Below are 12,989 nucleotides of genomic sequence, written 5' to 3' on the forward strand. Positions count from 1 at the left end.
TAATTTCACTAGTTATCTTCCTCCTCTTCCGCCATCTCGTCGTCCTCTAAACATTTCTCGCATTTCCTCCATCTTCTTTTTCATAATTTTATTATATTCTTCACGAGTTACCTTGTCTCCCTTAGTCGGTGCTTCAATCATAACTTTTTCTGTAGGATTTAAAACCACTTCTGTGCATAAAATTGTAGTTCTATCTGAATTAATTTCTAAAATCAACCCTGGCAATCCCCAATACTTCTCTGGCCCATTACTCACAGGAATTTGAGGTGTATACCAAGCAGTAACTAGAGTTTCCTTTGGCGTTTCAATTTCATCCGAAACTTTGATAACCTTCGTTGAGTCTTTTGGTTTGTCATCATTTCTCCTTCGCATACTTCTCCAATCAAAATCATCGTTCTTTTTTATCATCGTTGCTTTATAACAAGTATAGTTACCTATTTTTTTTGTTTCACCACTCATTTCCCATTGTGGCATTTCTACTTCTTCAGTTATTAAAAATTTTTTACCAAAAAACTCCTTGGCTTCTATCATTTTTTTTTCAGAAATATTTTTGTACTGTGTACCACCACTCATTCCTCCAAAACGAAAACCTCCTTGTCCTGGAGTTTCTAATTTTTCTTCTTCTTTATATAATGATGAAATTTTATTAAAATGAAGTATGTATGTTTTCTCTAACATATTCTTCATTCTATCCATCATTTGTTTTTTTCTTTGTTCAGACATTTCACGATCATTAAAACGACTCATATCGAATGAAGTTTTTGATTGATAAACCGCTTTTCCTTGAAAATCTTTTTGCGCAAATACAACAACTGAACAAAACAAAAACAGGTAAGTGAAAATTGATTTCATATTTTTAGCTTTAATTTTTTATAAAGATAATTCTTAGTTATCTTCGTTAGACTTAAAAAAAAGCTAAAGGTTTAATCGGTAATTATTTTTACCCTTGAATTTCTATACTAATAGATTCTCCGTCTTTTTTAGATTTTCTTTGATTTTTAAACCTTTCCATCATCTCTTGTGTTTTTTCTTTCATAATTTCATCAAACTTCTTTTGAGTTATTTTTTTTCCTTTTGTAGGTTCCTCTATTTCAATTTTATCTTTCGAATTTAAAACTAGTTCACTACATACAATCGTTTGTTTTCCCTCTTGAACTTCTAAAATTAATCCTGGTAACCCCCAGTGCATTCCTGGTCCATTACTAACAGGGATTTGTGGTGTATACCAAGCTGTTATTGCTACTGTAACTTCCTCTTTTTTCTCTTCTTTTTCTCCATCGGTCATAGTAAAACTAGTTCTCTTTTCTTCTCTACTTCTAGTTGCTTTATAACAAGTGTAATCACCAATTTTTTTAGTTTCTGATGTCATTTCCCATTCATGTTCTGGTAATTTATCTTTAATTAAAAATCGTTTTCCACTAATTTCAGTTTTGTTGGTATAACTTTTATCTACAATGTTTTTATATAACACATCGGTACCCCCTCCACTACCAAACATTACAACTTCAACTCCGCCTGATTTTACTTCTGGTTCTAATTCTTTATTTTGTTTGTAGGTAGAAGCCGACTTGGAAAAATTCAACGTAAATGTTTTTTGAAACATTTTCTTCATACGCTCATGTAGCTTCTTTTGCATATCTGCATTTGGCGCTCCTTTATCTGTACTGATTTTAATTTCCGTTTTTCGGTGTGTTTTATACGTTGCTTTTCCTTGAAAATCTTGAGAAAAAACTACAGAACTCATCAATAGAAATAATAGAATAATTTTTTTCATTTTTATTTAATTTTAAATTGAATACTTCAAAGATGAAAACTCTACTCAATTTTTATAGTTAATGAGTGTTAACGAGTGTTAACCGGTTAAAATTTATGATTATAAAACGTACTTTTGAAATGTGAATACAACAAGATATAACTGGGTACTCTATTTAATATCAGCAACAATACTAACTACCATTGCTGTACAATTCTATTGGAATTATAAAAATTATGAAGTAAATAAGCAGCGCGTAATGAACGAAATTCAATTAAGTTTAGACAACGCAATTGAACAGTATTATGTTGATTTATCTAAAAGAAGTTATTTTGCTATTGTAGAACCTAAGTTTCCTTCAAAATTAAATAACACAAAAAAGAGTAATCTTTTTAAAAAAATATTTACTTCAAGTTCAAAGAAAGATACACTTCATAACAATACTCTTGACGTTTCAGGTGCGTCACTGGAGATTACTACGGACAACAAAAATGAATTACAGGAAATAGATTCTGTTTTAAGCATTGTAACGAAAGAAGTTAAAAAAAAGTTAGGTTCTAGTGCTACTAATTCATTTAATAAAATAAAGGCTCTTACTCAGTTTTCTAAAGAGGGTAAATCTGGCTTTCACATACAATCAGAAGATATTAAAGAAGTAAAAGTATTTAAAGGAAAAAAAGCTACCGACAGTTTAAAACTCATTAAAGGATTACAAACCATTTTTGTTGCTGTACAAAACGATTCTTTAAATCATGAAAAAGTAGATTCAATTTTACAAAAAGAATTGACTCAAAAGAAAATAAATGTGTCATATGCTTTTAAATTTTTTAAGAATGATACTTTACATACTTGGCACAATTCATTAACTACAGATAAAAACCTTAACGAAATTGAGTCAAAATCTACTTTTTTGGGAGTTGGAAATCGTTTCGAAATGCTATACACAAATCCGTCAGCAGAGACATTAAAAAGAAGTTCAACTGGAATTTTATTATCTCTATTGTTATCAATTGCTGTAATTTCTAGTTTGTTTTATCTGTTGAAGATTATTAATCAACAAAAGCAATTAGCAGAAATAAAAAATGATTTAATCAGTAACATAACGCACGAATTTAAAACACCAATAACTACAGTTTCTACTGCTTTAGAAGCTATCAATAATTTTAACGTAATTGAAGATAAAGAAAAAACGCAGAAATATATTTCTATATCTGAAACCCAAATTAAAAAACTGCATTTAATGGTTGAAAAGCTATTAGAAACCGCAACTTTAGACAGTGAAAAGCTATTACTAAAAAAGGAAGATGTAAATCTTACTGACTTATTAGATAAGCTTACCAAAAAACATCTACTTATCGCTCCTGAAAAAACAATCTCTTTTTCATCTAACTTTGATGAATTATCTATAGAGGTTGATGAATTTCATTTTGAAAATGCGATTTCTAATTTAATTGACAATGCTGTAAAATACGGTGGAGGTACTATTGAAATTAGCTTATTAGCAGAAGACAATATAATTGCAATTTCAGTTTCAGACAATGGAAATGGGATTGAAAAATATCAGCAAGAAAAGATTTTTGGTCAGTTTTATAGAATTCCGAAGGGAAACACTCATGATGTTAAAGGCTTTGGGATTGGTTTGTATTACACTAAAAAAATCATTGAAAAACACGAAGGAACAATCAGCATAAATTCTAATCCGAAGAAAACAACATTTAAAATTAAGTTACCTAATGTCTAATAAAATTAAACTCTTACTCGCCGAAGACGAACCTAGTTTGGGACAAATAGTAAAAGAAAGCTTAGAGACTCGAGACTTTAAGGTGTTTCATGCTATAAATGGAGAGGAAGCACTTGATGTTTATAATCAAGAACAACCAGAAGTTTTAGTATTAGATGTAATGATGCCGAAAAAAGATGGTTTTACTGTAGCTAAAGAAATTAGGGAGAACAATAAATCGATTCCAATTATTTTTCTCACAGCAAAGTCTCAAACTAAAGACGTAATTGATGGATTTCAAAACGGTGGAAATGATTATCTAAAAAAGCCTTTTTCTATGGAAGAGTTAATTGTTAGAGTTCACGCATTATTAAATAGAATTCATGTGAAAAAAAATCAAGAAAATATAACCTTAGGAAATTTCAATTTTAACTACACTAAACAAACGTTAAGTTTTAATAACGAAAGTGAGTTACTTACACATAGAGAAGCTGAATTACTTTTTCATTTATCAGAAATGAAAAACGAAATATTAGATCGAAGTTTCATTCTAAATAAATTATGGGGTAGTGATGATTTTTTTAACGCTCGAAGTATGGACGTATTTATTTCTAAACTTCGAAAAAAGCTCAAAAAAGATCCAACAATTCAAATCATAAATATCCGCGGATTTGGATACAAATTGATGTGTTAATTCCTTTCAAAATCGGAAATAATGTGTAATTTTACCCTCCTCAAATTATTGAATTATGCACGTAGCCATTGCTGGAAACATCGGAGCTGGAAAAACAACCTTAACTAAATTATTAGCAAAACATTACAAATGGGAACCTCATTTCGAATCGGTTGATGAGAATCCTTATTTAGATGATTTTTATGCCGAAATGGAACGTTGGTCTTTTAATTTACAGGTGTTTTTCTTAAACAGTCGTTTTCGTCAAGTTTTAGAGTTACGTCAATCAGGTAAAGATATCATTCAAGATAGAACAATTTACGAAGATGCACATATTTTTGCTCCGAACTTACATGCTATGGGCTTAATGACCAATCGTGATTTCAGCAATTATTCTTCTTTATTTGAGTTAATGGAAAACTTGGTAACCCCTCCAGATTTATTAATTTATTTACGTGCGGATATCTCAACTTTAGTTGGGCAAATTCATAAACGCGGACGCGAATACGAAAGCTCTATTAGTATTGATTATTTAAGTAGATTAAATGAACGCTACGAAGCTTGGATAACAAAATACAACAAGGGGAAATTATTAATTATTGATGTTGATAATTTAGATTTTGTAGACAAACAAGAAGATTTAGGGTATGTAATTGACAGAATAGATTCACAATTACACGGATTGTTCTAGCCCCTTCTAAATTCACTTAATAAAATAGCGGTAGCCGTGGCTACATTCAAACTTTCAGTTTGTTGATTATCACCAAAACGAGGAATCGTTAATTTGTTTTTTACAAGTTGATTTATTTCTTCGGAAACTCCGTTAGCTTCATTTCCCATAACCAAAATCGCTTCTCTCGGTAAATTCGTTTTATATACATTTTTACCATCCATATCAGCAGTAAAAACAGGAAGTAAAGTTTCTTTTAAATAAGGATGTAAATCAGTATAATTAATTTGTACTCTTGTTATAGACCCCATTGAAGATTGTACTACTTTTTGATTGTAACAATCTACCGTATTTTTAGAGCAAATTATTTGTTGAACACCAAACCAGTCACACAAACGAATAATAGTACCTAAATTCCCAGGATCATTAATTGCGTCTAATGCAATTATTAATCCGTTCTCTTTAATTTCTTTTTCCTCCGGAATTTCAAATAGTCCTAAAACTTTGTTAGGTGCTTTAAGTGTACTTATTTTTTTTAATTCATTTTCTGAAATATGAATTATTCTACTAGTATCTGCTTCAAAAGTAAAATCTTCAACAATAAATAAAGTATCAATTTTTAATGATGATCTCAATAACTCACTTACTACTTTAACCCCTTCTGCAACAAATAAATTATGTTTTTGGCGATACTTTTTTTGCTGTAAACTAGTTATTAATTTTAATTGACTTTTAGATAAACTCATTTGCTTTTTTTTAACAAGCAATAACCACAAAAAAATAGTATTTTTGGTAATTAATGCGACGCGTAAAGTTAATGAAAAAACTTTCTATCTACTTTTTACTGTTACTATTTCTAAGCTCTTGTAGCACCATAAAACATGTTCCAGAAAAAGAACTTTTACTTACTAAAAACACAGTATACATAGACAGCGTAAAAAATTCTAAAAGTGAAATAACTGATTTATTATTACAACGCCCTAACACTAAAGCTCTTGGAATTCCTCTTTCATTATATTTTTATAACTTAGGAAACCCTAAAGGATCGCAAGATGTTTCTGAATGGAAAGAAAATCACCCAGGATGGTATCATACTTTTAAAGATCTTTTTTCTGAAAAACAAAGTATTTCAGTAGCAAGAACTTTTATTGGACTTAATAACTGGTACTTAGAAAACGGTCAAGCACCTATTATTATTAAGGATAAAAAAACTAAAGAAACCGTAAAAAACCTTGAGGCATACTATTTCACTGAAGGTTATTTTAGAACTAAAGTTTGGTCACAAAAAGACACACTTGGAAATAAAAAAGGAGCTATTAAATATTATATTTCGAGAGGTAAACCTTCTTTTCTAGATTCTATCTACAGTAATATAAAATCACCTGTTTTAGATTCTATTTACGCGACAACTTCTCAAAAAAGTTTTTTAAAAAAAGGAGAGCAATATAAAAATCAAAACTTCATTAATGAAGCTGATAGATTAATCAAGTTGTTTAGAAACAAAGGTATTTATCATTTTAATGAAAATAGTATTGAGTTTGTAAATGACACCTTAAATAATTACAAAAAAACGAATGTAGAAATTTCCATATCAGATAGATTAATTGAAAAGGAGGGCGCTTATATTTCAAAACCTTTTAAAATTCAAAGAATAAAAAAGATAAATATTTTTACAGATTACTTATACTCATTAAGAAATGAACTTCATAAAGATTCTATCAACTATAATGACATTTCATATTTTTCTCATACTAAATTAAGATACAATCCAAAATATTTATCACAATCTATTTTTATCAAACCCAATCAGGTTTATACGGACTCCCTTCGTAATTTAACTCGAAATCATTTACGTGGATTGCGAAATTTTAAAACAACTTCAATACGTTATACAGAGCTAAATGATGAAGAACTAGAAGCAAATATTTTTTTAACTCCCATAGAAAAGTACACCTTAGGAGTTGAAACTGAATTATCACGTTCTAACATCCGTACTTTTGATATTTCAGCAAAATTTTCTATCACAAACAGAAACACTTTTAAGGGAGCAGAAATTTTTAAATTTTCTATCCTTGGATCTTATTTTAATTCTAGAACAGTACCTGGTTGGGAAATAGGTAGTAACTTATCTTTAGAAGTACCTCGGTTTATGGCTCCTTTTGGTTTGCATAAATTTGTACCAAAAAGTATGTCGCCAAGAACAACTTTTCAAACAGGTATTAACATTCAAAAAAACATTGCTTTAGACAAGCAAAATATTTCTTTAGGGGTAGATTATAAATGGCAATATTCAAAACGAAAAACCATACAAGTTGAACTATTAAATGCACAATATATTAGAAATTTAAATGTAGATAATTACTTCAACATTTATAATTCTGAATATGAAAAACTTAATGAAGTATCCTTAACTTATGATGGTAATCCTTTACCTCAACCAAACAATCAAGAAAGTATAAATAAGATTGTGGATTTCATGAAAGAAAGAGCTTCAGATACTAATTTTAAAAGCACAGATCCAACAGCTTTTCAAGACAATCTAAATATTTTAAATCGATATAATATAATCACTTCCGATTTCTTAATTCCAGTTATAGCCTATAATTTTACTTATAATAATCAAGAAAATATTAGAGATGCAAATTTTTCATATTTTAGAGTTAGAGTAGCAAATTCTGGAAATATAATGGCTTTACTCTCTAATCAAACTGATGCTAAAGGTCAAAAAACAGTGTTTAAACTTCCTGTAGCTCAGTATTTTAAAACAGATATTGAATATAAGAAGTTTTGGAGATTGGGTGAAAATTCTGTACTAGCACACCGCTCTTTTTTAGGAGCTATTATAACGTATAACGACTCTAACATTCCTTTTTCGAAAAGTTATTTCGCTGGCGGCTCTAATGATATTCGTGCATGGAGAACCTACGATTTAGGACCAGGAAGAAGAACTCCTGGATTAGAGTACAACATTGGTAGCCTAAAATTTTTATCTTCTTTTGAATATCGTTTTGATATGATTTCTAGCTTAAAAGGAGCTCTTTTTGTTGATGCTGGAAATATTTGGGACATCACCAATTCTTCTTTAGTTGATGATGCAGCTAAATTTAAAAACTTAAAATCAATAACAGACATGGCTGTTGGGGCTGGTTTTGGACTTAGGTATGACCTCAAGTTTTTAGTCGCTCGTTTAGATTTAGGATTTAAAGCACGTGAGCCTTATTTAACAGACAAGAGGTGGTTTCAAAACTTTAATTTTAGTAACGCTGTATATAATATTGGAATCAACTATCCTTTCTAATCATCAGTTTATCATAAATTTTAGTCATCACTTTCTTAAAAAAGTGTAGATTTGTTTTCTAATTACCAAACAACTAAAAAATTAAAAACATGATTAAACCTGGAGTTGCCACCGGAAAACAAGTACAAGAAATCTTTCAACTTGCTAAAGAAAAAGGATTTGCTTTACCCGCAGTAAATGTAGTAGGTTCTAATACAATTAATGCCGTTTTAGAAACTGCTAAAGATTTGAATTCACCTGTAATTATTCAATTTTCTAATGGTGGAGCACAATTTAATGCAGGTAAAGGTCTCTCTAACGAAAATGAAAAAGCAGCTATAGCAGGTGCTGTTGCCGGTGCAAAACATATTCATCTATTAGCAGAAGCATATGGCGTTCCAGTTATTTTACATACAGATCACGCTGCAAAAAAATTATTGCCTTGGATTGATGGACTTTTAAATGCTAGTGAACAACATTTTAAAGAAACTGGCAAACCATTATATAGTTCTCATATGATTGATTTATCAGAAGAACCCATCGAAGAGAATATTGAAATTTGTAAAGAATATTTAGCTCGAATGAGTAAAATGGGAATGACTTTAGAAATAGAGCTAGGAATTACAGGAGGAGAAGAAGATGGAGTTGACAATAGTGATGTTGATGTATCTAAATTATACACACAACCAGAAGAAGTTGGTTATGCTTACGAAGAATTAAAAAAAGTAAGTGATCAATTTACAATTGCAGCTGCTTTTGGTAATGTACATGGAGTTTACAAACCAGGAAACGTAAAATTAACTCCAAAGATTTTAAAAAATTCACAAGAATATATTTCTAAAAAATATAACGTCCCTCATAACACAATAGATTTTGTATTTCACGGAGGATCAGGCTCTACAGTAGAAGAAATTAGAGAAGCTATTGGGTATGGTGTAGTAAAAATGAATATTGATACAGATTTACAATATGCATTTACTGAAGGTATTCGTGATTATATGAGTGAAAAATCTGCATATTTGCAATCTCAAATCGGTAACCCTGAAGGAGAAGAAGTACCAAATAAAAAATATTACGACCCTCGTAAATGGTTACGTGAAGGTGAATTAACCTTTAAAGCGAGATTAAAAAAGGCTTTTGAAGACTTAAATAATATAAATACGCTATAGGAAAAGAAGCCTAAAACAAACAACATTTAAAATTATGGCTTGGTTTAAACGTAAAGACAAAGGGATTCATACCCCTACTGAAGAGAAAAAAGACACACCAAAAGGCTTGTGGTATAAAACCCCAAGCGGAAAGGTTATAGACACCGAAGAATTAAAAGAAAACTTATATGTAAGTCCAGAAGATGGTTACCATGTAAGAATTGGAAGTAAAGAATATTTTGAGTTGTTTTTTGATAATAATGAATTTACAGAGTTAAATGAAAAACTAACTTCAAAAGATCCATTAAAATTTGAAGACACTAAAAAATATCCAGACAGACTAAAAGCAGTTCAAAAGAAAACAGGATTAAAAGATGCTGTTCGAACAGCTGTAGGAAAATCGGCAGGAAAAGACTTAGTTGTTGCTGCTATGGATTTTGCTTTTATCGGCGGATCTATGGGAAGTGTCGTTGGAGAAAAAATTGCACGTGCAATTGATTATGCTATCAAAAATGAAATTCCTTTTTTAATGATTTCTAAATCGGGAGGAGCGCGTATGATGGAAGCCTCACTTTCATTAATGCAGTTAGTAAAAACCTCAGCAAAATTAGCTCAATTAGCTGACGCAAAAATTCCATATATTTCATTATGTACAGATCCAACAACTGGTGGAACAACAGCCTCATTCGCAATGTTAGGTGATATTAATATTGCTGAACCAAATGCGCTAATTGCCTTTGCGGGTCCACGTGTTGTAAAAGATACTACAGGAAAAGAATTACCAGAAGGTTTTCAACGTTCGGAATTTGTTTTAGAACATGGTTTCTTAGATGCTATTTACGAACGTAAAGACTTAAAAAAACAAGTAAACCTATATATTGATTTAATCCAAAATCAACCTATTAGAGCATAATAAAAACAAAAAACTTAAATCTTGTAATCAAAATTCCTTAACAAAACGATATTCATTTATTTTAAAAATAGTTGTATATTTGCAACTTCAATGAAAAATCATTGTATACATTAAAATCATTTAAACAATATTGGTATGTATTTAACAAAAGAAGTTAAAGGAGAGATTTTCGCAAAACATGGTAAAGGAGCAAACGATACTGGTAGTGCAGAGGGTCAAATCGCGTTATTTACGCACAGAATTAACCACTTAACAGAACACTTAAAGAAAAATCGTAAAGATTATAACACAGAGCGTTCGTTAGTAATGATGGTTGGTAAGCGTAGAAGTCTTTTAGACTATTTAAAGAAAAAAGAAATCAACAGATATCGTGCGATTATCAAAGAATTAGGAATTAGAAAATAATTTCAACAAAAAGAGGCTCTATAAACGTGCCTCTTTTTTATTTTTAAAAGAATACTTTTCTATCTAATAAATAGAATTTTATATAAAAAACTCAAAATTAGTAACAGCAATTTTGAATTTCCATTGGAAAAACAACAACACAACAACAACAAACAAAGTAAAAAATTTAGAATTAAAAATTTATGATTCCAAAAGTATTTAGAGAGGTCATTGACCTTGGAGATGGAAGAACCATCTCATTAGAAACCGGTAAATTAGCAAAACAAGCACACGGTTCAGTTGTTGTTCAGATGGGAAAAGCAATGTTATTATGTACTGTAGTATCTAACTACAAACAATCTGATGTTGATTTTTTACCATTAACAGTAGATTATAGAGAAAAATTTGCTGCTGCAGGTCGTTACCCTGGTGGGTTCTTTAAAAGAGAAGCAAGACCAAGTGATGGAGAAGTATTAACAATGCGTTTAGTAGACCGTGTTTTACGTCCCTTATTCCCTAAAGATTATCACGCAGAAACACAAGTGATGATTCAATTAATGTCTCATGATGATGATGTGATGCCAGATGCTTTAGCTGGTTTAGCTGCTTCTACAGTAATACAGTTATCGGATATCCCATTCGAAACTCCAATTTCTGAAGTACGTGTTGCTAGAGTTAATGGAGAATTTGTAATCAATCCAAACAGGGAAGATTTAGCTAAATCGGATATTGACATGATGATTGGAGCTTCAGCAGATTCAGTAATGATGGTTGAAGGGGAAATGGATGAAATTTCTGAAGAAGAAATGGCAGATGCCATCAAATTTGCACACGAAGCTATTAAAGTACAATGTGCTGCCCAAATTCGTTTAGCTGAGGCATTTGGTAAAAAAGAAACTCGTGAATACGAACCAGAAAGAGAAGACGAAGATTTGGCTAAAAAGATTAACGATTTAGCCTACAATAAATGTTACGAAATCGCTAAAAAAGGTACTTCAAAAGCAGAAAGAGGGTTAGCTTTTTCTGAAGTAAAAGAAGAAATTATTGCTACTTTTTCTGAAGAAGAAATTGCTGATTTTGGAGATTTAATTGGAAAATACTTTAATAAAGCACAAAAGAACGCAGTTAGAGAGTTAACTTTAGCAGAAGGATTACGTTTAGACGGACGTAAGACTACTGATATTAGACCTATTTGGTGCGAAGTAGATTACTTACCATCTACACACGGATCTTCTATCTTTACTCGTGGAGAAACTCAAGCATTAGCAACCGTAACTTTAGGTACATCTAGAGAAGCAAACCAAATAGATATGCCTTCTTACGAAGGTGAAGAAACATTCTATTTACACTATAACTTCCCTCCTTTTTGTACAGGAGAAGCACGTCCTTTGAGAGGAACTTCTCGTAGAGAAGTTGGTCACGGAAATTTAGCACAAAGAGCATTGAAAGGAATGATTCCTGCTGATTGCCCATATACAGTAAGAGTTGTATCTGAAGTATTAGAATCTAACGGTTCTTCTTCTATGGCTACAGTTTGTTCTGGTACAATGGCGTTAATGGATGCTGGGGTGCAGTTAAAGAAACCTGTTTCTGGTATTGCAATGGGATTAATTTCTGACGGTGATCGTTATGCAGTTTTATCTGATATTTTAGGTGATGAAGATCATTTAGGAGATATGGACTTTAAAGTAACTGGTACAGCTGACGGAATTACAGCTTGCCAAATGGACATTAAAGTAAAAGGGTTAAGCTATGAGATCTTAGTAAACGCATTAAAACAAGCTCGTGATGGTCGTTTACATATCTTAGAAAAATTAACAGATACGATTGCTGCTCCTAATAAAGAAGTAAAAGCACACGCTCCTAAAATGGTAACTAGAGTTATCCCTAACGATATGATTGGAGCATTTATCGGACCAGGTGGTAAACATATTCAAGAATTACAAAAAGAAACAGAAACTACTATCGTTATTAACGAAGACCCTGTTACTGAAGAAGGAATTGTTGAAATCCTAGGAACAAGTCCAGAAGGAATTGAAAAAGTTCTTGCTCGTATCGAATCAATGTTATTCAAACCGCAAGTAGGTAGTGTTTACGAAGTAAAAGTAATTAAAATGTTAGATTTTGGTGCGGTTGTGGAATATACAGAAGCTCCAGGAAACGAAGTTTTATTACATGTGAGTGAGTTAGCATGGGAACGTACAGATAATGTTTCTGACGTTGTTAAATTAGGAGATGTTTTAGATGTTAAATACTTCGGAATTGACCCAAAAACCCGTAAAGAAAAAGTTTCTCGTAAAGCTTTGTTGCCAAAACCAGAAGGTTATGTAGCTAGACCTCCTAGAGATAATAGTAAAGGTAGAGATAATCGTGGACGTGATAATCGTCGTGACGATAGAAAACCTAGACAAGAAAAGAAAGAAAACTAAATATTTTCTTCCTAAGAATGTT

At 31.1% G+C, this 12,989-nt stretch carries 11 protein-coding genes; 8 read left to right on the top strand and 3 right to left on the bottom strand.

What is annotated here, in order from left to right; genetic code table 11:
• Window positions 1-12 precede the first annotated feature (12 nt).
• Window positions 13-852 (bottom strand): GLPGLI family protein, encoded by an 840-nt coding sequence (locus C7447_RS00475; RefSeq protein WP_148868220.1) that lies wholly within the window; start codon window positions 850-852, stop codon window positions 13-15.
• 88 nt (window positions 853-940) lie between these two features.
• The gene (locus tag C7447_RS00480) at window positions 941-1,774 is read right to left on the bottom strand and encodes a GLPGLI family protein (protein WP_148868221.1); all 834 of its coding nucleotides are present in this window, start codon (window positions 1,772-1,774) and stop codon (window positions 941-943) included.
• Between the two features lie 121 nt (window positions 1,775-1,895).
• On the opposite strand from C7447_RS00480, the gene C7447_RS00485 reads away from it, so the two are divergent.
• Genes C7447_RS00485 through C7447_RS00495 form a run of 3 tightly spaced genes read left to right on the top strand, consistent with a single transcriptional unit; the run spans window position 1,896 to window position 4,837 of the window.
• On the top strand, window positions 1,896-3,494 hold the full coding sequence (locus tag C7447_RS00485; protein WP_148868222.1) for a sensor histidine kinase: 1,599 nt from the start codon (window positions 1,896-1,898) through the stop codon (window positions 3,492-3,494).
• A complete protein-coding gene (locus C7447_RS00490; protein WP_148868223.1) occupies window positions 3,487-4,167 on the top strand; it encodes a response regulator transcription factor in 681 nt (226 codons plus the stop codon). The genes C7447_RS00485 and C7447_RS00490 overlap by 8 nt, the downstream gene beginning before the upstream one ends.
• A gap of 55 nt (window positions 4,168-4,222) precedes the next feature.
• Window positions 4,223-4,837 (top strand): deoxynucleoside kinase, encoded by a 615-nt coding sequence (locus C7447_RS00495; RefSeq protein ID WP_148868224.1) that lies wholly within the window; start codon window positions 4,223-4,225, stop codon window positions 4,835-4,837.
• Here C7447_RS00495 and C7447_RS00500 read toward each other — a convergent pair.
• Window positions 4,834-5,562, bottom strand: coding sequence for a TrmH family RNA methyltransferase (locus C7447_RS00500; RefSeq protein ID WP_148868225.1), 729 nt, complete (start codon window positions 5,560-5,562; stop codon window positions 4,834-4,836). The genes C7447_RS00495 and C7447_RS00500 overlap by 4 nt on opposite strands.
• Window positions 5,563-5,633: 71 nt before the next feature.
• Here C7447_RS00500 and tamL point away from each other — a divergent pair, with 71 nt between their 5' ends.
• From tamL to C7447_RS00525, 5 genes are all read left to right on the top strand, one after another.
• Window positions 5,634-8,114, top strand: coding sequence for a translocation and assembly module lipoprotein TamL (gene tamL / locus C7447_RS00505; protein ID WP_148868226.1), 2,481 nt, complete (start codon window positions 5,634-5,636; stop codon window positions 8,112-8,114).
• A gap of 80 nt (window positions 8,115-8,194) precedes the next feature.
• The gene (gene fbaA / locus C7447_RS00510; protein WP_148868227.1) at window positions 8,195-9,262 is read left to right on the top strand and encodes a class II fructose-bisphosphate aldolase; all 1,068 of its coding nucleotides are present in this window, start codon (window positions 8,195-8,197) and stop codon (window positions 9,260-9,262) included.
• Window positions 9,263-9,296: 34 nt separating this feature from the next.
• Window positions 9,297-10,154, top strand: coding sequence for an acetyl-CoA carboxylase, carboxyltransferase subunit beta (gene accD / locus C7447_RS00515; protein WP_148868228.1), 858 nt, complete (start codon window positions 9,297-9,299; stop codon window positions 10,152-10,154).
• A gap of 135 nt (window positions 10,155-10,289) precedes the next feature.
• Window positions 10,290-10,559 carry a 30S ribosomal protein S15 gene (gene rpsO, locus C7447_RS00520; RefSeq protein WP_148868229.1) on the top strand — a complete coding sequence of 90 codons (270 nt, stop codon included), beginning with the start codon at window positions 10,290-10,292 and terminating at the stop codon, window positions 10,557-10,559.
• A gap of 182 nt (window positions 10,560-10,741) precedes the next feature.
• Window positions 10,742-12,967 (top strand): polyribonucleotide nucleotidyltransferase, encoded by a 2,226-nt coding sequence (locus tag C7447_RS00525; protein ID WP_148868230.1) that lies wholly within the window; start codon window positions 10,742-10,744, stop codon window positions 12,965-12,967.
• Window positions 12,968-12,989 lie beyond the last annotated feature (22 nt).

It is taken from the genome of Tenacibaculum adriaticum, assembly GCF_008124875.1.
GTDB lineage: Bacteria > Bacteroidota > Bacteroidia > Flavobacteriales > Flavobacteriaceae > Polaribacter > Polaribacter adriaticus.

Excerpts from the sequence above, each read along its gene's own strand:
- C7447_RS00475 (WP_148868220.1), bottom strand. The coding sequence starts at position 852 with ATGAAATCAATTTTCACTTACCTGTTTTTGTTTTGTTCAGTTGTTGTA.
- C7447_RS00480 (WP_148868221.1), bottom strand. The coding sequence starts at position 1,774 with ATGAAAAAAATTATTCTATTATTTCTATTGATGAGTTCTGTAGTTTTT.
- C7447_RS00490 (WP_148868223.1), top strand. The coding sequence starts at position 3,487 with ATGTCTAATAAAATTAAACTCTTACTCGCCGAAGACGAACCTAGTTTG.
- C7447_RS00495 (WP_148868224.1), top strand. The coding sequence starts at position 4,223 with ATGCACGTAGCCATTGCTGGAAACATCGGAGCTGGAAAAACAACCTTA.
- C7447_RS00500 (WP_148868225.1), bottom strand. The coding sequence starts at position 5,562 with ATGAGTTTATCTAAAAGTCAATTAAAATTAATAACTAGTTTACAGCAA.
- tamL (WP_148868226.1), top strand. The coding sequence starts at position 5,634 with ATGAAAAAACTTTCTATCTACTTTTTACTGTTACTATTTCTAAGCTCT.
- accD (WP_148868228.1), top strand. The coding sequence starts at position 9,297 with ATGGCTTGGTTTAAACGTAAAGACAAAGGGATTCATACCCCTACTGAA.
- rpsO (WP_148868229.1), top strand. The coding sequence starts at position 10,290 with ATGTATTTAACAAAAGAAGTTAAAGGAGAGATTTTCGCAAAACATGGT.
- C7447_RS00525 (WP_148868230.1), top strand. The coding sequence starts at position 10,742 with ATGATTCCAAAAGTATTTAGAGAGGTCATTGACCTTGGAGATGGAAGA.